Raw genomic sequence first — 19,640 nt, 5'->3', positions numbered from 1 at the left:
CATCGATCTCCATCCGCAACGCGTCCGTTCCCCGGCGGGGGCGTTCCGGCATGCCTGTCTCGTCCCGAGCCGGGCCGTCCGCGACGGCCGGCAGGCAGGAGGTACCTCGCGATGGCAGTGCGACCGCGGGTGGTTGTGCTCGGCGCCGGGCTCCTCGGCTGCGCGGTCGCCGACGAGCTGACCGGACGCGGCTGGACCGACGTCACCGTCCTCGAACCGGAACCGGCGCTCGCCTCGGCCGGACCGGGGCTGCTCTTCCGCACGCACGCCGACCGCACGGCGTCCGAGTTCGCCAAGTACACCGCGGAGAAGTACAGCGGGCTGACCGTCGACGGCGGCTGGTGTTTCCAGCCGGTCGGGAGCCTGGAGCTCGCGACCACGCCCGAGCAGCTTTCCCGGTTGCGGCAACGGCTTGGCTGGGCGACGTCGTCCGGCGTGCGCGGCTACCTGCGCGAACCGGGCGAATGCGCGCAACTGCACCCGCTGCTCGACTCCGCGAAAGTGTTCGGCGGCCTGCACATTCCCGGCGACGGGCTGGTCAAACCGATCCGCGCGGCGCTCGCCCAGGCCCGCCGCGCGAAGGAGCGGGGCGCGAAATTCCTTACTGGGCAAGAGATTGTCGAGATCGTGCGCACGGCGGGCCGGGTGACCGCCGTGGCGACCGCGACCGATCGGTTCCGCGCCGACGTGGTCATCTCCTGCGCCGGAGTACGCGCACCGCAGTTCGGCCGGCTGGTCGACCTCGCCGTGCCGGTGGTGCCGATCGCCGTCGAGCACGCGCGCACCACGCCGTTGGCGCAGCTCGCCGGGGACAACGACCACTTCACCGAGGCGGACAAACCGATCCTGCGCGGAGCTGGGCTGTCGCTGCGCGAGCACGTCGACCGGCTGGGCATCAGCGCGCTCGGTCCGGTCGAAGCCGACGCAGAGTTCGCTCCGGCGGGCTTTGAGGAATCGTGGACGGCCGCGCTCGGACTAGTGCCCGCGCTCGCCGACACGAAGGTCGAGGAGGGCGTCCGGCAGCTGGTCCCGGGTACCCCGGACGGGTTGCCGCTGCTGGGCGAACATCCGGAGCTCGACGGGTTCTGGGTCGCCGAAGCGGTGGACTGCGCGTGGACCGCCGGGGTCGCGCGGGAGCTGACGCGCTGGCTGATCGAGGGGCAAGCGCACCTTGACCTGCACTCCGTCGACCTCGCCCGGTTCGATCGGCTGCAGCTCGCGCCCGGCCGGGTGCGGGAGCGGAGCCTGAGGGCGGCGGGTCATCAGCGACCGGCGACGGAACTGGTGCGGACCACGCCCTGTTACGAGCGCGAAGTCGCGCTGGGCGCGGAGTTCCGCGAGGTGGACGGCTGGGCGCGGCCGCAGCGGTACTCGTCCGGCAGCAGCGCGGAAGCAGTCGCGGCCCGGAGCCGGGTGGCGTTGTTCGACCTGACCCCGCGGCGGCGGCTGGAGATCACCGGCCGCGGCGCGCTGCCGTTCCTGCAGACGATGACCACGAACCAGCTCGACCGGCCGCCCGGTTCGGTCACCAGCACGTTGCTGCTCGGCGAAGACGGCGGGATCCGCAGCGATCTGACGGTCGCCCGGCTTGGCGCGGAGCGTTTTCACGTCGCCGCGCACCATCATCGGGACGTCGCCTGGCTGCGCCGTCATCTGCCCGGCGACGGCTCGGTCCAGCTGCGCGAAACCACCGGCGGTACCTGTTGCCTCGGCTTGTGGGGACCGCTCGCCGAACAGGTGCTGCCCGAACTGTCCACATCGGACTCGCGCGCGTGGAAGACGTACGTCGGCGACGTGCCGGTGACCGTGCTGCGCGGGTCTGACGTGGGCGAACCCGGCTGGGAGCTGCACACCGGCGCGGATCTCGGGCGCGCGCTGTGGGACGCGGTCTGGTCGGCCGGGCAGCCGTACGGGATCGTCGCGGCCGGAGAGGACGCGCTGCGCAGCCTCCGGATGGAGGAGGGCCACCGGAACTGCGGCGTCGACGTGACCACCGAGCACGATCCGTACGAGGCGGGGCTCGGGTTCGCGGTGCGGATGGACAAGGGCTACTTCCTCGGCCGGGACAGGCTTCTCCACCGTTCTCCCTCGACGGTGCGGCGGAAACTGGCGTGTTTGACCGTCGACGACCCGCGCTCGGTGATGCAAGGCCGGGAGCCGGTGTACGTCGACGGCCGTCCGGCGGGATACGTCACGAGCGGCGCGTACGGCTACACCGTCGACAAAAACCTCGCCTACGCCTGGCTTCCCGTCGAGGACGCCAGGCCGCGGACGCCGGTGGAAATCGAGTACTTCGGGAAACGGCTCGCGGCGAAGGTGGCCGCGGAACCGTTGAGGAGCAGTGAATGACGCACTACGACGTGATCGTGATCGGCCTCGGCGGAATGGGCAGCGCTGCCGCCTACCGACTGGCGCAGCGGGGCCAGAAGGTGCTCGGGATCGACCAGTTCGCGCCAGTGCACAACCTCGGTTCGAGCCACGGCGGCTCGCGGATCACGCGGCAGGCGTACCTCGAAGGTCCGGATTACGTACCGCTGCTGCTGCGCGCGCACGAGATGTGGGACGAACTCGAACGCGACTCCGGACGGTCGCTGTTCACCCGCTGCGGCGCGGTGATGGGCGGACCGCCAGAGTCGCGCACGATCGCGGGCAGCACGCTTTCCGCGGAGAAGTTCGACATCCCGCACGAAATCCTGGACGCGGCCGAGATCCGGCACCGGTTCCCCACCATCACCCCGGCCGACGACGAGGTGGCGCTGTGGGAACCGGGTGCCGGTTTCGTATCGCCCGAAGGAAGCGTCGCCGCACACCTGCAACTCGCCGCGCGCCACGGTGCCGAATTGCACCACGAGGAGCAGGTATTCACGTGGACCACCACGGAAACCGGGGTGCGCGTCGGCACCGCTTCGAGCTACTACACCGCCGAGCAGCTCGTGCTGTGCCCCGGCGCTTGGGCACCCGTGCTGCTCGCGGACCTAGGCGTCGATTTCGAGGTGCGCCGCCAGGTCCAGTACTGGTTCGAACCGGCCGACGTGCGGCCGTTCACCGATCATCCCGTCTATCTTTGGGAAACCGCTGAAGGCGGCCAGTTCTACGGTTTTCCCGCGCACACCACGCAAGGCGTCAAAGTCGCCGTGCACCTTGGCGGCACGCCGTGCACCGCCGACACGATCGACCGGCGGATCCACGACGACGAGGTGCGCGCGGTCGCGGACGTCGTCGGCTCCCGGATCCCGACGCTCCCGGCGACCTTCCGCCGCGCGGCGACCTGCCTCTACACGAACACCCCGGACGAGCACTTCGTGATCGCCCCGCACCCGCGGCATCCGCGTGTGGTCGTGGCGTCCGGGTTTTCCGGGCACGGCTTCAAATTCGTGCCGGTGGTCGGGGAAATCCTCGCCGACCTGGTGGTGGACGGCGAGACGCGGCACCCGATCGCGCTGTTCGATCCGGCGAGGTTCACGCCGTAGCGAAGTAGTGCTCTTCGGCGAGATCTTCAAGCAGGCCAGGGTGTTCCGGCTTCCAGTCGAGGAGTTCACGGGTGCGCGCGGCGGACGTCGGCGCATCCGACTGCACCATCGGCGCCAGGAACGAGAAGTGCGCCGCGGCTTCCTCCGGCGCGATGGACTTCACCGGAACCCCGAGCCGCGCACCGATCGTCTCGGCGATCTGCCGGAGCGAGATGGCTTCGTCGCCGACGGCGTGCAGCATCGTGCCGGCAGGAGCCTTCTCCAGGGCCAGCCGGTACAGCCGGGCCGCGTCGAGGGTGTGCCCGGCGGACCAGCGATTGGCGCCCTCGCCGACGTACGGCGAAACCCCGGCCGCGCGAGCGAAGCGGATCATGGTCGGGACGAAGCCGTGCTTGTCGAGCGAACTGTGCACCGACGGCGGCAGCCGCACGACTGACGACCGGACACCGCGGTCAGCGAGCCCGAGCACGTAGTTCTCCGCGTCCACGCGCGGGCCGCCGGGGAGCCGGTCGTCCTCGGTGCCAGCGCGGCCGAGCCCGGCGAACATCAGGGTTCCGGAGGTCGATACCAGTGGCTTGCCGGTGCCGGCGAGAGCCTCGCCGAGCGCTTTCAGCGCGGACAGATCCGCCTCGACCGCCGCGCCGAACTCGCCGCTGGCCATCAAGTCGTGCTTGAACGCCAAGTGCACGACGCCGTCCGCCTCGGCCACCGCTTCGCGCAGGCCGTCCAGATCGTCGAGGTCGCCGCGCCGCACCTGCGCACCGCGTTCGGCGAGCGCCGCGGCGGAGGCGTCCGACCGGGCGAGCCCGACCACCTCGTGTCCGGCGGAGAGCAGTTCGGGAACGAGGGCCGAGCCGACGTGGCCGCTGGCCCCGGTGACGAAAACCCGCATGGGCTGTCCTTCCACAGTTGATGACACCTAGTGCCATCACCGTACGCCTGATGTCATCCGGTGTCATCACCTAGACTGGACGGCATGGGCCGCTGGGAACCGAACGCACGCCAACGCCTGGAGCGGGCCGCGCTCGACTTGTTCACCGAACGCGGATACGACCAGACCACGGTCGCCGAAATCGCCGAACGCGCCGGGCTCACGAAACGGACCTTCTTCCGCCATTTCGCCGACAAGCGCGAGGTGCTGTTCGGCGGGCAGGAGGAGCTGACCCGGCTGTTCTCCGAGGGCATTGCCGGGACGCCAGCGGGCGCGACGCCGTTCGAAGCGGTCGGCGGGGCATTGGATGCCGCGGCGGCGGTTTTCACCGGCGAGCGGCTGACTCAGGCCCGGGCGAGGCAGCCGGTCGTGGCGGCGAACAGCGAGCTGCTCGAACGCGAATTGCTCAAGCGCACCAAGATGGTCCAGGCCATGCACGACGCACTCGCGGCACGCGGAATCAGCGAGCCGACCGCACGCGTCGCCGCGGAACTGGGCTGCCTGGCATTCGGGACGGCTTTCCACCGCTGGGTCGAGGCAGGGAACCGGCGGGAGTTCGGGGCGCTGGCCGACGAAGTGCTCAGCGAATTGCGCAAAGCGACCGCGGCGCTCGGTTAAGCGAGCAGAGACTTCGCCAGCATCGGCAGATCAACGCCCGCCACGCCGTCCAGCACATGCCACGGCGCGAGCCACGAAGCCGCGGCCAGTTCGTCGTACACCGCGGCGCAACGCTGCTGCAGCGAATCGTCCGACTCGAACGCGTCCCGCGCACGCGCCGCGTCCGACTCCGCCCGGCGGACTGCCCGCTCGGCGGCGACCTCCGGGCTCACCCGCAGCAGCAGGTGCGCGTCCGGCCGGGGCAGCCCGAACCGCGTGACCTCGAGGTCCCAAACCCACTGCACCACAGCGCCATCCGCGTGCTCGCGCAGGCGCGCGGCGGCGTACGCGGCGTTCGAGGCGACGTAACGATCCAGCAGGACCACGTCGTTGGCCGCGAGCAGCGCGCGGATCTCGTCGGCCGCACCGCTGCGGTCGAGGGCGTAGAGCAACGCCATTCCGTACACCGAGTCGGCGAGGTCGCCGTGCCCGCGGTGCAGCGCTTCCCGCACCAGATCGGCGTGCACGCTGCGGCCGTAACGCGGGAAGGCGAGACTGCCGACGCTCGCGCCCGCCTCTTGCAGCGCAGCAGTCAGCCCCTCGGACAGCGTCCGCTTTCCCGCGCCGTCCAGACCTTCGATCACGACCAGTCGCCCCACGCCGTCGAAGATACTTGGTGGCGTGCTCAGGCCGTCTCTCGGCGGGCGCGGGCGTAGCCGAGGTAGCCGACCGGCACCGCGACCAGCAGCCCGGCGAGGCAGAGCAGCGGGATCCAGTCGTCGCCGTGCGGCTGCGCCGGCGTGCTCTGGCCGCCGTCCCGCTGCACCACCTCGCTGCGCGGTGCGGCCGTAAGGTGGGCGTTGCCGGTGTCAGCGGGCTGCGCCGCGCCCGCGCCCGGAGCCGACACCGGCAACGCCAGGCCCGTGAACGCCACGAGGAGCAGCAAGCGTCCGACGTGCCTTCGGCAAGTGGTCGAGGACCGCCGGACCCGCCCGGCAGTGCTCCCCACGTGATTCGGTTTCCCCAGACCCATGACGCACCTCCCGCCTAGACGTGGCCAGTGGTGGTCACAACGGTGAACCGGTCGATCACTCCGAGCAAGATGCCTGTCCGGCGACGAGGGTGTTCCGGGTCCGCGGTGGAACACGGAACGGTTACCCTTCCGTGGCCAAGCACACCAAACGGGGGCCGGACCCGTTACCGCGCGCTGCTAACGTGAACGTTCCGCGGCATTCACGCCCAGCGCACGGGCGGCGTTGAAGGGACAGCGGTGGCACGAGACGGGGATGGCCCACTGATCATGGAACCTGGCCGGCGCGGCGCGGGTGAACTGCCGCCCGAGCTCGGCGAAGCACTGCGATCCGGTGAATTCCACCAGGCGCTGCGGCTCGCGATCGCGCATCGCGGCCTGTCGCTCGCCCGGCTGCGGGCGCATCTCGCGCTCCGCGGCGTCCACATCGGACAGTCGACGCTGAGCTACTGGCAGCGCGGGCTGCGCCAGCCCGAGGTGCCGAAGGCGCTGCCCGCGGTCCGCGCGCTGGAGTCGGTGCTGCAGTTGCCCGCGGACTCGCTCGTGGTGCTGATCGGCCCGCGCACGGCGCGCCCGCGCGGGCACCAGGCCGCGGCGTCGTTCCACGACCTGCGCTCGGGCGAGATGGGCGCGATCGTCGAGCAGCTGATGAGCGACCTCGGCGCGGCGCCAGCGTCCCGGCAGTCGAACTCCGACCTGGAGATGCTGTCGGTGCACGACCAGATCACCATCGACGAACAGAAACATCAGGTGAAATTCCGGACCCGGCTGGTCACCCGCGCGCGGCGGCACGGACCGGACCGGTACGTGGCGGTCTACAACGGCGACCCCGGCTGCCGGATCGACGACGTCGAGCTGATCACCGCGGAAGGCTGCCGCGTCGGGCGGATCCGCAGGCATCCGGCGCGCGAGACGATGGCGACGGAGCTGCTTTTCGACCGGAAGCTCGCCGAGGGCGAGATCCACGTTTTCTGCTTCGAAATCCACGACAATTCCGCCGTGACGTTCCCCGGGTACTACCGGATGCTGCGCGACCAATGCGCGAGCTATCTGCTGCAACTGCAGTTCGCGCCCACCGCGATGCCCGCCCGGATCACCCGGGAGGTCCGCGCCCGCGACGACGCGCTACCGGTCGAGGCGGAGGAATTGCCGTGCGACACCGGCGGCGTGACGAGCGGGTATTTCCGCGACACCGGGCCAGGGCTGGCCGGCATCGCGGTGGAATGGAACTGAGCCTTATCCGTCCACGCGCTGCGGCGTGCCCTTAGTGATCCGCACCAGTTCGTCGAACGTCGTCGGGAAGACAGCGTTCGGCGTACCGGCCGCTGCCCACACCTCGGTGTACTGCCGCAACGCCTCGTCGACCACGGTCTCCAACGGAGCCGGATGCCCGACCGGTGACACCCCGCCGATCACCTGCCCGGTAGCCGCGCGCACCTCGTCCGGCTTGGCCCGGCGGATCCGGCCGCGCTCGAGCCGCGCGGCGAGCGCCTCGGTGTCCACGCGGTGCGCGCCACTGGTCAGGACCAGCAGCGGGGCGTCGTCGGCCATGAAGACCAGGCTGTTCGCGATCGCGCCGACCGGACAGCCCAGCGCGTCCGCCGCCTCGGCCGCCGTCCGCGTGGACTGCGGGAGAGTCCGCGCCCGGCCTTCGACGCCCGCCTCGTCGAGCGCGTCCTGCACGTTTTGCACTGCCGACATCTGCACACCTCCAGCTGTTCTGTAAACAGAACACTAGACTAGGCCCAATGTCGACGTCACCCGCCCCGGACGGCCGCGCCCTCGCCGCGGCGGTCGGTACCCGCATCCGAACGCTCCGCACCCGCGCGGGCGTCGGCCTGACCACGCTCGCCGCCGACAGCGGCCTTGGCAAGGGAACGCTGTCGGAGCTGGAGAACGGCCGCCGAAACCCGACGCTGGACACGCTGTTCGCCATCGCCACCGCACTGTCGATCCCGTTGAGCGACTTGCTCTTCGGCGACGACGGGGTGGCCGAGGCACATGGCGACAGCGTCGCGGCGACGCTGCTTGGCCGATGGGAGGATCCGGACGGCGTGACCGAGGTGTACCGGCTGACGATCCACGAGCGGGTTCAGGTGTCGCATCCGCACAGCCCTGGGGTGCGGGAGGTTTTGACGGTATTGACCGGGACGGCTGAAGTGGGGCCGGTTGACGCGCCGGTGACGGTTTCCGCGGCGGGGACGCATACGTTTATCGCGGAGACGGACCATGTTTATCGAGGAATCGGCGGACCGGCTACTGCGGTGCTGACGATGCGGTATCCGCGTTAGCGGACGAGGAGGCCATTGGCCTTTGCCGCATCAGCCTGCCGCGCGTCACAAGTAACCACAGTGACGGGTTCACCGCCAGTGAGGTCGGCGGTTTCCCGCATCACGACCGCGAGATGAAGCGCATCAAGCGTGCGAAGGGAATAGTTCTCGACGACCAATCGCTGCGCGGCGGGAAAAACACGCGCAGGCCGGAACGGAATCACGCCCAACGTCGAAGAACGACTCATCGCGTCGAACTGATCGAGAAACTCCCGCGCATCCGGGATGCGCCCGGACCGCTTGGCCGCCGCCATCGCGCTCGCGAACTCGACCCGGGTCAGCTCACTGGTGAGAACCCGGTTCCGGCCGCTCGCAAGCAGGTCGCGCAACTCGGCGTGCTCGGGCTCATCAGCGAAGAACACCCGTACGACCGCGCTCGTATCGGCGTAATAGACAGTCACCATTCACCCCGCGACCAGTCGAGCGCCTCGCTGACCGACGCACCCCATCCAGCCGAACGCCGCTCCAGTTCGTCGAGGCCAACCGGCTCCCGCTCAGACTCGAAAGCGATCAGCTTGCCCTCCGCGAGCAGCCGGGCTTTCCACGCCTCCGGCGTCTCTTCCCTGTTGAGCGCGTTGCTGAGCACTTCGGTGACCAGGTCGTTCATGCTGCGCCCCTCAGCCTCGGCCCTGGCCTTCAGCCGAGCGTGCAGCTCGTCGTCGACGCGAGTGATCAATTGCTTCACCACACCATGATAACACATAACCCATTAGAGTTATCACGTGTTTTCAGATGCAGACAAAAGCCGCCCCGAAACGCATTCCAGGGCGGCTTTAGCGTCAGCAATCAGTAACGATAGTGCTCAGACTTGAACGGACCCTCGACATCCACGTCGATGTATTCCGCCTGTTCCTTCGACAGCTTCGTCAGCTCACCGCCGAGCGCTTCGAGGTGAATCCGGGCGACCTTTTCGTCCAGCTTCTTCGGGAGGCGGTAGACCTCCTTGTCGTACTCCTCGGTCTTGGTGAAGAGTTCGACCTGCGCGATGACCTGGTTCGCGAAGCTGTTCGACATCACGAAGCTCGGGTGCCCGGTCGCGTTGCCCAGGTTCAGCAGCCGGCCCTCGGACAGCACCAGGATGCTCTTGCCGTCCGGGAACACCCACTCGTCGACCTGCGGCTTGATGTTCACGCGCCGCACGCCCGGGTAGCGGGCGAGGCCCGCCATGTCGAGTTCGTTGTCGAAGTGGCCGATGTTGCCGACGATCGCCTGGTGCTTCATCCGCGCCATGTGCTCGACCATCACCACGTTCTTGTTGCCCGTGGTGGTGACGTAAATGTCACCCTCGTCCAGCACCGTCTCCAGGCGCTTGACCTCGTAGCCGTCCATCATCGCCTGCAGTGCGCAGATCGGGTCGATCTCGGTGATGATCACGCGGGCGCCCTGGCCGCGCAGCGATTCCGCCGCGCCCTTGCCGACGTCGCCGTAACCGCAGACCACCGCGACCTTGCCGCCGATCAGGACGTCGGTGCCGCGGTTGATGCCGTCGATCAGCGAGTGGCGGATGCCGTAGCGGTTGTCGAACTTCGACTTCGTCACCGAGTCGTTGACGTTGATCGCCGGGAACAGCAGTTCGCCCGCGGCCGCCAGCTGGTACAGCCGCAGCACGCCGGTGGTGGTCTCCTCGGTGACGCCCTTGACGCTCTGCCCGATGGCGGTCCACTTGCCCTTGTCCGCCGCGACCGACGCGCGCAGCAGCTCGAGGAAGACCTTCCACTCCTCGGGGTCCTCGTCGTCGGCGGGCGGGACCACGCCTGCCTTCTCGTACTCGGTGCCCTTGTGGACCAGCATGGTGGCGTCGCCGCCGTCGTCGAGGATCATGTTCGGGCCTTCGCCCTCCCACGTGAGCATCCGCTCAGTGCACCACCAGTATTCCTCGAGCGTTTCGCCCTTCCACGCGAACACCGGGACGCCCTTGGGCTCCTCGGGCGTGCCGTGCGGTCCGACGACGACCGCGGCCGCGGCGTGGTCCTGGGTGGAGAAAATGTTGCACGAGGCCCAGCGCACCTCCGCGCCGAGCGCCACCAGCGTCTCGATCAGCACCGCGGTCTGCACGGTCATGTGCAGCGACCCGGCGATTCGCGCCCCGCGCAGCGGGTAGACCTCAGCGTATTCGCGACGCAGCGCCATCAGGCCGGGCATCTCGTGCTCGGCGAGCCGGATCTCCTTCCGGCCGAACTCCGCGGCCTCGAGATCGGCGACGGCGAATTCGAGGCCGCCCCGGGTGTCGTGCCGCTTGACAACGCTTTCGGGGGTCATAGTGCGGTTCCTCCAAGGTTTGATGGCACCTGAACAGTACCGTTGTCGGCTCGACCCTGACTCGAACGGATGAGGAGAGAACCACCGTGCCCGCCCCGCTCCCCGGCCCTGACACCCGCATCGTCGAAATGAGGGTGTCCGGACTCGTGGGCACGAGCGGCGAGACGCTCCTCGACACGGTCCAGACCGTCGACGTCGCCGGCGACGAACTCGGCCGCGTGGTGCGCCCGGCCGACCGGCTGCGGCGCCCGGCTCCCGGTCCGGTGGTGCCCGCGCTCGGCCGGTCGATCCCGCGCACCGTCGAAGGCTACCTGTGGAGCGGCATGACGTCCGGCGGCGTCGCGAAGGCCGCCTGGGCGCTGCTGTTCCCGTTCTCGCTGGCGAACGTCGCGTTCTGGATGCTGCCGCCGGTCCACCGCGGCCGCTGGCTCGGCGGCCTGTGCCGCGGGCTGCTGCGCATCGCCGCGGTGCTGCTCACCATGCTGCTGGTCAGCCAGGTCGCGGCGGCGGTGCTGGACCTCGTCGCGACGCAATGCCTCGCGCCCGGACGCGCCTGCCTCACCTGGGTGACCCCCGAACTGCGCAAGGGACCGCTGCGGATCGGCGTCGGGGTCGCCGTGCTCCTCGCACTGGTCTACGCCCTGCACCGGATCTCGTCGACGAACTGGCGAGTCCGCCCGCCCGGTCCTCCCGTCCGCCAGGGCGTCCCGATGCGGTTGCGCGCCGATCCGGAAGCGCCCGGAATGTCCGCGACACACGCGGTCGCCGCACTAGCCTGCATCTCCTTGCTTCTGCTGGGCGGACCGTTCCACGTGCCCACGAAAATCCCGCAGTTGATCGCGTGGATCTGCACCCTCGCGCTGGTCCTCGCGGTTCTGCTCGGAGGCGCGATCGGCAGCGACACCGGCACCATCGCGCGCCGAAGCTTGATCACCTTCGCGACGCTGCTGGTCATCTTCGCGACCGTGCTGGCCGCCCCCGTCGACAACCGGTTGCCCGGCGTCGACAACACCGTCGAAGGACTCGGCGGCGCCCTGCTCGTTGTCACCCTGCTGTTCGCACTCGCGCTGATCCCGTCGGCACTGCTGGCCCGCTCCGCCTGGCGCGACCGCCCACGCCGGCTCCGCCCGTGGCTCGGCGGCTGGGCAGCAGCCCCGGTACTCGCACTCGCCGGCCTCCTCGGCGGCGGTTTCGGTGCCGGACTGGCGATCGCCATCCGAAAACTTCTCCGCGCGGAGAAACTGGCCCTGCCGACGACGTACGACCTGGTCACCGTCCTGTGGGGCGGCGGTCTAGGCCTGATGGCTCTGCTCGCCATCGCCGGGTACGCCATCGCCGTCCCGCTGCGCCGCCGCCGACGCGGCATCCCGCCCATCGTCGAACTGATGGAACACGACGAACAACAAGAACAAGACGCCGCCCGAGCCTGGGCCCGCTCGGCCTGGGAACGCCGCCACCTGCACCACCTGGCCGTGATCGTCGCGCTGGGCCTCTGCGTCGGCGCGATCGCACTGCTGGTCGTGCGGTTCGGTTTCAACCTGCAGCCAGGCTGGTTCACCACCGTGTCGGCGATCGGCGTATTCGCTCTAGGCGCGCTGGCCGCCGGCCTGCTGCGAGTGGTCTACTCCGCCGCTCGCTCCCCCCAGCGAAGCCGCCACCTGGGCGCCCTGGCGGACCTGGTCTCGTTCTGGCCGCGCGCCGCCCACCCCGGCGTACCCCCTTGCTACGCGCTGAAGGTCGTCCCCGAACTGGCGGCACGAGTCAAGGAACACCTCACCGAGCCAGGCACGCGAGTCGTCCTGTCCGGCCTGAACCTGGGCAGCATCCTCACCGTGCTCACGGCAGCTCAACTCAGCGCCGAACTCTCCCCGAACGAACGCGACCGAGTCGGCCTCCTCACCGCAGGCTCCCCCTTGCAGTGGGGCTACCAGCGCGCCTTCCCCGCCGTCCTGCCGCAAGATTCGCTGGCCGACTTGTTCTCGTCACTGGACGGCCGCTGGCGCGCACTGTGCCGAGGCACCGACATCTTCGGCGGCGGCGTAACGACCTGGCGCCACCAAACAAGCAACGGCCACCTGCTGGGCGAGGGCTACCTCCCGGACGGCAAATGGGGCGCCCTGGAAACCACCCCAGACGACGCAGGAGTCCTCATCCTCGGCGGCGACCATTGGGTCCCCGACCCCCTGCGAGCCCCCGACGGCCGCAGCCGATGGGCCCCCGGAGTCCTGAAACACACCGAGTACCTGGCCGACCCAGAGTGGGACAACGCCGTAGCGATGGCCGCAGGCCTAGGCCGCCCCAACGGCCGCGCCCGCACACTAGGCGAACAAGGCTCCCTCTTCGGCGACCTGCCCCGCCCCCGCTAATCCCCCCGTTGTCCTGAGGCCACCCTCACAGCCGCTGATTCCCCCAGGGTTCCCCTCACGACCTTTTCGCGTACGTGAGGGCCACCCTGAGGGAACCTGATTCCCTGAGGGTTCCCCTCACGACCCGCTCACGACCCAAGCGAGTTCCGTGAGGGACCCCTTCACGGACCTGGATTCCCTCAATGAGCCCTTCACGGCCCACCCCCGCCAGCCGCGGCCGCCGGGGTGCTGACCCCAATGCCACATTGGTTGCGTCCCACGCACCGAACGCCACATTGGGTGCGTCAGATGCACCCAATGCCACATTGGGGCGCTAGCCCCGCCACGAACGAAACCGCCCGCCGATGCACCCGCCATCGACGCACCCAGCCCCAAACCGCCGCCGATGCACCCGCCATCGAGGCACCCAGCCCCAACCCGCAACCGATGCACCCACCCATCGAGGCACCCACACCACTCCCGCACCCCGATACGAAGCCAAAAATGCGGGCGGCGGGTGTTTGTCAAGGCATCTTTCCCGCCTTGACAAACACCCGCCGCCCGTCAGCACAATCAGCTTCGGGGTGCCCCGCCGCACCAACCGTGCGCAATGTCGCCGCCAGGCGACGAGCCGAAACCCCGAACGGACTCAGTTAGTCCCGCGCCGCCGAACCTTAAGCAGCACCAGCAACGCACCACCGCCAACAATCAACACCCCAGCAACCCAAAACAGCCAGGCATTGTCGAACCCAGTGTTAGCCAACCCGCCCCCAGTCCCATTCTGGTTCCCAGCCGGAACCACAGCCGGAGCACTGGTCGTAGCAGGAGCAGAAGTCACCCCGCCCGGCACCGACGACGTAGTCGGCGCAGGCGTAGTGCTAGGAGCCTCCGAAGTAGGCTGCGACGGAGCCGTGGTCGGAGTCTCCGAGACCGGCGGCTTGGTCGGCGTGGTCTTGGTCCCGCAGGCGAACCAGTGGCTGATCGTCGGCAGCTGGTCGCCGCGGTTGTACGGCGAGCGCAGCTTCTCCCACGGCGGCGTGGCCGACATGCCGCGCTCACCCGGCACGTACACGTTGAACCCGGGGCCGCCCTTGACCACGATCGCGGTGACGGTGACGCCCTCGCCCACCGCGGTGACGTTCAGGTACTTGTCCTTCTGCGTGCCGCCGGTGACGGTGAGGTCGCCAGCGCCGAGCAGGTCGCCGGGCACCTTCGCCTGGGCACAGGTGGTCGCGTTGCCCTCGACCGGCTTCGCCCGGCCGTCGTCCGTGGTGCAGGCGAGCGCCGAGGTCGCGGTGCCGAGCAGGGCGAGTCCGGCCACCGCGGCGACCGTGAAACCGGCACGCAGTCTGGTGCTGATGGGCATGGAGTTACTCCTCAGGGAAAAATCCGAACGGGGGATAACACACGCGGAGAACTGCGACCCTCCGTAGGAACCCCGACCACTGTTCGTGCGAATTACCCGAGAGTGATTAACCCGCCAGAGGGAAGACGACGCGGAGGGTATCGCACGCTCAGCACCCCTTCCCTGGTGGGCCCGAGTAGCCACCCGAACCGAGATCCGCGAGTTGCGCATCCGTGACCGACCATGCGAAACGGCCCGCCGCCCACAGGGGGCGACGGGCCGCTCGTCAGCGAAAACAGGTCAGTCGGCGACCGGCGGCGCGGGCTCGGAAACCGCACCGCCCTGGTCGACGCCCGACTGCCGCTTCCCCAGCAGCGAATGCCGGCGGCTGTAGGCGAAGTAGATCACGACGCCGATCACCATCCAGGCGACGAACCGCAGCCAGGTCAGCACGGTCAGGTTCAGCATCAGCCACAGGCAGGCCAGGATCGCCAGCGGCGCGATGACCCACACGCCCGGCACGCGGAACGCGCGCGGCAGGTCCGGGCGGCTCTTGCGCAGCACCAGCACGCCCGCGGACACGAGGATGAACGCGAACAGCGTGCCGACGTTGACCATTTCCTCGAGCTTGTCCGCCGGGAAGAACGTCGCGCCCGCCGCGACCAGCGCACCGACCACGAGCGTCGCGCGCTTCGGCGTCCCGCGGTCGCTCGTCTTGGCCAGCGAACGCGGCATGAGGCCGTCGCGGGACATCGCGAAGATGATCCGCACCTGGCCGAGCATCAGGACCATGACGACGGTGGTCAGACCGGCCAGCGCGCCGACGGAGATGACGTTCGCGGCCCAGTCGACGCCGTTCGCGGAGAACGCGGTGGCGAGCGTCTTGTGGCTGCCGTCGCCCGCCGAGGTCGACAGATCGGTATAGGGCACCATGCCGACGACCACCAGCGACACCGCGACGTACAGGACGGTCACGATCGCCAGCGAGCCGAAAATGCCGCGCGGCACGGCCTTCTGCGGGTTGCGGGTCTCCTCCGCGGTGGTCGCGACGATGTCGAACCCGATGAACGCGAAGAACACGATCGACGCGCCGGCCAGCAGGCCGAAGATGCCGAACGAGCTGCTGCCGCCGCCGGCGAGGAGCGAGAACAGCGACTGGTCGACGCCGCTCGACCCGGACCCGGCGGGCTTGCCCTCGGGCACGAACGGCGTGTAGTTGCTGGACTTGATGTAGAAGAAGCCGAGGATGACCACGAACAGCACGACGGCGACCTTGATGCCGGTGATCACCATCGAGAACCGCGACGACAGCTTCGTGCCGAGCACCAGCAGCGTCACCAGCGCGGCCACGACGATGAACGCGCCCCAGTCGATGCCGAAACCGCCGCCGAGATCGATCGACGTCTTGGTGCCCTTGCCGAAGATGTACTCCAGCACCGTCTGCAGGTACGACGACCAGCCCTTGGCGACCGCGGCGGCGCCGACGGCCAGCTCCAGGATCAGGTCCCAGCCGATGATCCACGCCATGAACTCGCCGAAGGTGGCGTAGGAGAACGTGTACGCACTGCCCGCGACCGGGACGGTGGAAGCGAATTCGGCGTAGCACAACGCGGCGAGCGCACAGGCGATCGCCGCGATCACGAACGCGACGGACACCGAGGGACCAGCGAAGTCCCCTGCCGTGCGCGCGGTGAGCGTGAAGATGCCGGCACCGATGACCACCGCGACGCCGAAGACCGTGAGGTCCCAAGCGCTCAGGTTCCTGCGGAGTTTTGTCTCCGGTTCATCGGTGTCCGAAATGGACTGCTCGATTGACTTAGTGCGCCACAACCCAGTGCCGGGCAACGTTGACCTCCTGCGGTGACCTTCGTGGGGACCGGGCGCCACCCTAGCCTGTCAGTTGGGCGCCAGCTGCCCGGACAGTCAGCGCGTCTCGCGGTCGAGGTCGGGCTCCAGGTAAATCAGCGTCGCGACGGGGACCTTCGCGCGCACGCGGGCCTCGGCGTCGTCGATCGCACCGGCGATCGCGGCGGTGTCGAGACCGGGCACGAGCGCGAGCTTCGCGGCGACGAGCAGTTCGTCCGGGCCGAGGTACTGGGTGCGGATGTGGATGACGCGCTCGACCTTGCCCGCGGCCAGTTCGTCCACAATGGTCGCGAGATCGGTTTCGGTCGCGCCCTCGCCGATCAGCAGGCTCTTCATCTCGATGATCAGGATGACCGCGATGACGCCGAGCAGCACCCCGATGAAGACGGTGCCGATGCCGTCGAACACCGGATTGCCGGTCAGCACCGAAAGCCCGACGCCGAGCAACGCGAACACCAGACCGAGCAACGCGCCGGAGTCCTCCAGCAGCACGACCGGGAGTTCCGGCTCCTTGGCCTGGCGGATGAACCGCCACCAGCTCGCATTGCCCTTGATCTTGCGCGACTCGCCCATCGCGGTGTAGAAGCTGTAGCCCTCGAGGCAGATCGCGACGAGCAGGATGATCACCGCGACGACCGGTGTCTCCAGCGGCTGCGGCTCGATGATCTTGTGGATGCCCTCGTAGAGCGCGAACGCCGCGCCGAGCGTGAAGAGCATGAGCGCGACGATGAACGAGTAGAAGTACCGATCGCGGCCGAACCCGAACGGATGTTCCTTGGTGGCGCGCCGCTTCGAGGTCTTCTGCCCGAGCAGCAGCAACCCCTGGTTCGACGTGTCGGCCAGCGAGTGCACCGCCTCCGCCAGCATCGACGACGACCCGGTGACCAGGAAGCCGACGAACTTGGCCACCGCGATCCCGGCGTTGGCGGCGAGCGCCGCGATGATCGCCTTGGTTCCCCCGCCAGCTGACACTTCCCGCTCCCTGCTCCGCGCCCGAATTGCCCGGTGGGAGCCTAGAGGAACCTCGGCGAAGGGAAGCGCTGGGCCTGACAATCAGCTGGTCGGATCACAGCTCGCAAGCCCCGGCGGTAGCCCGGAACAGCTGCGACCGTTCCCCGCCCAGCGGGCGTACTCGCACCGCCGGATCCGCGGCGGGCAGCCAGACCGACTGCCCCCTCCGCAATTCCGCCTGTTCCCCGTCCGAGGCGAGCACTAGGAGGTCCCCTTCGGTGCACAGCAGGATCTGCGGCCCGGCCGAATCGACCTCGATCTCGGTGTCGTCCCCGGCCGCCCATTCCATTCGGGACAGTTCGAATTCCGGGGCGTCCGTGTGGTACACCGCCATCCGCTGGCCGGCGCATTCTCCGTGCTGCACCGGCATTTCCCCGCACGCGAAGTCGACCACGCGCAGCAGCTCCGGCACGTCCACGTGCTTCGGGGTGAGGCCGCAGCGCAGGATGTTGTCCGAGTTCGCCAGGATCTCCACCGCGATGCCGTGCAGGTACAGGTGCAGGTTGCCGGCAGGCAGGTAGATCGCCTCGCCCGCACGCAGGGTCAGGCGGTTGAGCAGCAGCGCGGCCAGCACGCCTGCGTCGCGCGGGTGGGTTTCGCCCAGTTCCAGGATCGTGCGGCATTCGGTCGCGAACTCGCCGTGGTCCTGGACGTGCCGGACGCACGCGTCGAGCACCTCCGGCAGCAATTCGTCCAGCGCGGACTGCGGCAGCGTGATCCAGGTGGTGAACAGCGCGCGCAGCCCGGCCGGGTCCGGCTGGGCTTCCAGCAGGCCGGTGTACTTGCCCAGTCCGGGCGTCTCGATCGCCTTCAGCAGCTTGACCGTGCGGTGCGGGTCGCGGAACCCGGCGAGCGCGTGGAACTCCGTCAGCGCGCAGACCAGCTCCGGCTTCGCCGTGGGGTCCGGGTAGTTCCGGTTCGCGGCGTCGCGCGGGATGCCCAGCTTCTCCTCGCGGGCGTGCCCCTCCGCGGCCTGCGCGGCCGACGGGTGCGCCTGCATCGACAGCGGTTCTTCCGCGGCGAGGATCTTCAGCAGGAACGGCAGCCGGTTGCCCCAGCGCCGCGCGCAGTCCTCGCCGAGCTGGCCGACCGGATCGGCGTCGACGAGTTCGAGCAGGCTCACCTCGGCGCCGTCCGGGCCGAGCACGTGCGACGGGTCCCCTGGGTGCGCTCCCATCCACAGCTCTGCCTCGGGGTGCGGCGCCGGCACCGGACGTCCCTGCAGCTGCGGGATGGCCGTTCGCGATCCCCAGGCGTAGGGCCGTACGGCGTTGCGCAACAGCTCCACTGTCAACTCCCAATCCTTCCCGTCGGCACTGGGCCGACGCACGCGGCGGCGGAACCGCCTGCCCGCGTTCCCCCTGCTCCCTCAGGCGGAGGCCGGTTCGTATCTCCCGGCCCCGCCGATGCTGCCCGCCGCCAGCCCCAGGTACACCGCGGCCAGCTCGAACCGCAGCGCCAGCACCGCGGCGCGGACGATCTCGTCCGCCTCGATCTCCTCGGCGGGCGCGATCAGGTCCGCGCCCGGCAGGAACTCCTCGGCCTGGTACCGGGCCGCCTCGGTGGCCGGACCGGTCCGCACCGACAGCAGCAGCACCCGGGTCGCGACTCCGCCGGGAGAGTCGTCCGGGTCGGCGAAAATGTCCCGCTCCGCCCCGCCGGACTGCGCGACCCGGCGCAACGCCGGGCGGGCCAGCGCCTGCCGGTAGTCCTCCACGTCGCACACCAGCGCGGCGTGCGCGGCGAACGCGTGCGCCGCGTGCTCGCCGACCGCCACCGCGACCGGGTCGAGCCCCCACAGCAGCGGCACCCGGTCCGCGACCCGCAGCGCGAGCGCCTTCGCCGGATTGGCGAACGACTCGCGTGCCAGGTAGTCCTTCTCCGCTTCGAGGTCGAGCTGGTCGGCGAGCGCCTGCACGTCCGCGACCAGCAGGCCGAGCGCGTTCGCGGTGAGCAGCCCGGCGGCCAGCCCGCGCGGGAAGGCCAGCTCCGGCGGCACCGGCACGCGCGGCGCGAGCAGCACGCCCTTGCCCGCCACCGACGCCGCGACCGGCCCCTCCGCCGGCGCGGACAGCACCACCGACGCGCCGAACCGGGCGGCACGCTCCAGCGAAGCGGCCAGCTCGCGGTCGCCCGCGTCGTCCGTGTGCGCGAACACCACGTCGAGCGCGCCGATCCAGGCCGGCACAGATTCGGCCACCACGACCGGCACCGGGCACGACGGCGTGAGCAACGCGGCCAGCAGCCGGGTGAGCGTGCGGCTCACCCCTGGCCGGTCGATGAGCACCAGCGAACGCGGACGCCCGACGTCCAGCCGTTCGCTCAGCTCCAGTTCGGCCGCCGCCTCGGCGGTGGCCCGCACCTGCGCACCGGCCATCGCGGCGGCGCGCAGCAACCCCGCGCGGTCGGCATCGGCCAGCCGCGCGGAGTCGTCGAGCAGGGAATCGTCAAGCATG

General features: G+C 69.7%; 18 protein-coding genes. 6 read left to right on the top strand and 12 right to left on the bottom strand.

Going from position 1 to position 19,640, the window contains the following annotated elements:
* The first annotated feature begins 111 nt into the window (after positions 1 to 111).
* Positions 112 to 2,349: an FAD-dependent oxidoreductase gene (locus FKO37_RS10300; RefSeq protein ID WP_238604333.1), complete on the top strand. Its 2,238-nt coding sequence runs from the start codon at positions 112 to 114 to the stop codon at positions 2,347 to 2,349.
* Positions 2,346 to 3,470: an N-methyl-L-tryptophan oxidase gene (gene solA / locus FKO37_RS10295; RefSeq protein WP_238604332.1), complete on the top strand. Its 1,125-nt coding sequence runs from the start codon at positions 2,346 to 2,348 to the stop codon at positions 3,468 to 3,470. The genes FKO37_RS10300 and solA overlap by 4 nt, the downstream gene beginning before the upstream one ends.
* Here the strand turns inward: solA and FKO37_RS10290 are convergent.
* Positions 3,460 to 4,362 carry an SDR family oxidoreductase gene (locus FKO37_RS10290; RefSeq protein ID WP_238604331.1) on the bottom strand — a complete coding sequence of 301 codons (903 nt, stop codon included), beginning with the start codon at positions 4,360 to 4,362 and terminating at the stop codon, positions 3,460 to 3,462. The genes solA and FKO37_RS10290 overlap by 11 nt on opposite strands.
* Positions 4,363 to 4,446: 84 nt before the next feature.
* On the opposite strand from FKO37_RS10290, the gene FKO37_RS10285 reads away from it, so the two are divergent.
* Complete coding sequence (locus tag FKO37_RS10285; protein ID WP_238604330.1) at positions 4,447 to 5,019, top strand: TetR/AcrR family transcriptional regulator; 573 nt, start codon at positions 4,447 to 4,449, stop codon at positions 5,017 to 5,019.
* On the opposite strand, the gene FKO37_RS10280 is transcribed toward FKO37_RS10285, so the two are convergent.
* Both FKO37_RS10280 and FKO37_RS10275 read right to left on the bottom strand, forming a co-directional pair.
* The gene (locus FKO37_RS10280; RefSeq protein WP_037816588.1) at positions 5,016 to 5,657 is read right to left on the bottom strand and encodes a dTMP kinase; all 642 of its coding nucleotides are present in this window, start codon (positions 5,655 to 5,657) and stop codon (positions 5,016 to 5,018) included. The two genes, FKO37_RS10285 and FKO37_RS10280, sit on opposite strands and share 4 nt — an antisense overlap.
* 26 nt (positions 5,658 to 5,683) lie before the next feature.
* Positions 5,684 to 5,932 carry a hypothetical protein gene (locus FKO37_RS10275; RefSeq protein WP_205670142.1) on the bottom strand — a complete coding sequence of 83 codons (249 nt, stop codon included), beginning with the start codon at positions 5,930 to 5,932 and terminating at the stop codon, positions 5,684 to 5,686.
* A gap of 366 nt (positions 5,933 to 6,298) precedes the next feature.
* Here FKO37_RS10275 and FKO37_RS10270 point away from each other — a divergent pair, with 366 nt between their 5' ends.
* Positions 6,299 to 7,261 (top strand): hypothetical protein, encoded by a 963-nt coding sequence (locus FKO37_RS10270; RefSeq protein ID WP_240014178.1) that lies wholly within the window; start codon positions 6,299 to 6,301, stop codon positions 7,259 to 7,261.
* 3 nt (positions 7,262 to 7,264) lie between these two features.
* On the opposite strand, the gene FKO37_RS10265 is transcribed toward FKO37_RS10270, so the two are convergent.
* Positions 7,265 to 7,729 carry a YbaK/EbsC family protein gene (locus FKO37_RS10265; protein WP_134666981.1) on the bottom strand — a complete coding sequence of 155 codons (465 nt, stop codon included), beginning with the start codon at positions 7,727 to 7,729 and terminating at the stop codon, positions 7,265 to 7,267.
* Positions 7,730 to 7,776: 47 nt separating this feature from the next.
* Between FKO37_RS10265 and FKO37_RS10260 the strand changes: the two genes are divergently transcribed.
* Positions 7,777 to 8,319 carry a helix-turn-helix domain-containing protein gene (locus FKO37_RS10260; protein WP_238604329.1) on the top strand — a complete coding sequence of 181 codons (543 nt, stop codon included), beginning with the start codon at positions 7,777 to 7,779 and terminating at the stop codon, positions 8,317 to 8,319.
* Here the strand turns inward: FKO37_RS10260 and FKO37_RS10255 are convergent.
* The 3 genes from FKO37_RS10255 to ahcY form a co-directional block, all read right to left on the bottom strand.
* A complete protein-coding gene (locus tag FKO37_RS10255; protein ID WP_238604328.1) occupies positions 8,316 to 8,762 on the bottom strand; it encodes a type II toxin-antitoxin system VapC family toxin in 447 nt (148 codons plus the stop codon). The two genes, FKO37_RS10260 and FKO37_RS10255, sit on opposite strands and share 4 nt — an antisense overlap.
* Entirely contained in the window at positions 8,756 to 9,043 is a 288-nt protein-coding gene (locus FKO37_RS10250; RefSeq protein ID WP_037816605.1) for a toxin-antitoxin system HicB family antitoxin, read from the bottom strand. The genes FKO37_RS10255 and FKO37_RS10250 overlap by 7 nt, the downstream gene beginning before the upstream one ends.
* Before the next feature lie 101 nt (positions 9,044 to 9,144).
* Positions 9,145 to 10,617 carry an adenosylhomocysteinase gene (gene ahcY / locus FKO37_RS10245; RefSeq protein ID WP_037816606.1) on the bottom strand — a complete coding sequence of 491 codons (1,473 nt, stop codon included), beginning with the start codon at positions 10,615 to 10,617 and terminating at the stop codon, positions 9,145 to 9,147.
* Between the two features lie 128 nt (positions 10,618 to 10,745).
* On the opposite strand from ahcY, the gene FKO37_RS10240 reads away from it, so the two are divergent.
* Positions 10,746 to 12,983 (top strand): hypothetical protein, encoded by a 2,238-nt coding sequence (locus FKO37_RS10240; RefSeq protein WP_240014754.1) that lies wholly within the window; start codon positions 10,746 to 10,748, stop codon positions 12,981 to 12,983.
* Positions 12,984 to 13,611: 628 nt separating this feature from the next.
* On the opposite strand, the gene FKO37_RS10235 is transcribed toward FKO37_RS10240, so the two are convergent.
* From FKO37_RS10235 to FKO37_RS10215, 5 genes are all read right to left on the bottom strand, one after another.
* Positions 13,612 to 14,328: an LPXTG cell wall anchor domain-containing protein gene (locus FKO37_RS10235; protein WP_238604326.1), complete on the bottom strand. Its 717-nt coding sequence runs from the start codon at positions 14,326 to 14,328 to the stop codon at positions 13,612 to 13,614.
* Between the two features lie 279 nt (positions 14,329 to 14,607).
* Positions 14,608 to 16,152, bottom strand: coding sequence for an amino acid permease (locus FKO37_RS10230; RefSeq protein ID WP_037816607.1), 1,545 nt, complete (start codon positions 16,150 to 16,152; stop codon positions 14,608 to 14,610).
* 78 nt (positions 16,153 to 16,230) lie between these two features.
* Positions 16,231 to 17,145, bottom strand: coding sequence for a cation diffusion facilitator family transporter (locus FKO37_RS10225; RefSeq protein ID WP_037816609.1), 915 nt, complete (start codon positions 17,143 to 17,145; stop codon positions 16,231 to 16,233).
* A gap of 94 nt (positions 17,146 to 17,239) precedes the next feature.
* Positions 17,240 to 18,472 carry a mannose-6-phosphate isomerase, class I gene (gene manA / locus FKO37_RS10220; RefSeq protein WP_238608249.1) on the bottom strand — a complete coding sequence of 411 codons (1,233 nt, stop codon included), beginning with the start codon at positions 18,470 to 18,472 and terminating at the stop codon, positions 17,240 to 17,242.
* Positions 18,473 to 18,553: 81 nt separating this feature from the next.
* Positions 18,554 to 19,639, bottom strand: coding sequence for a hypothetical protein (locus FKO37_RS10215; protein ID WP_037816614.1), 1,086 nt, complete (start codon positions 19,637 to 19,639; stop codon positions 18,554 to 18,556).
* Position 19,640 lies beyond the last annotated feature (1 nt).

It is taken from the genome of Amycolatopsis sp. Poz14 (assembly GCF_006704225.1).
In the GTDB taxonomy this organism is placed as follows: domain Bacteria; phylum Actinomycetota; class Actinomycetes; order Mycobacteriales; family Pseudonocardiaceae; genus Amycolatopsis; species Amycolatopsis nivea.
Note: the sequence above shows the minus strand (reverse complement) of the source record. Positions and strands in the feature narration are given on the sequence as shown.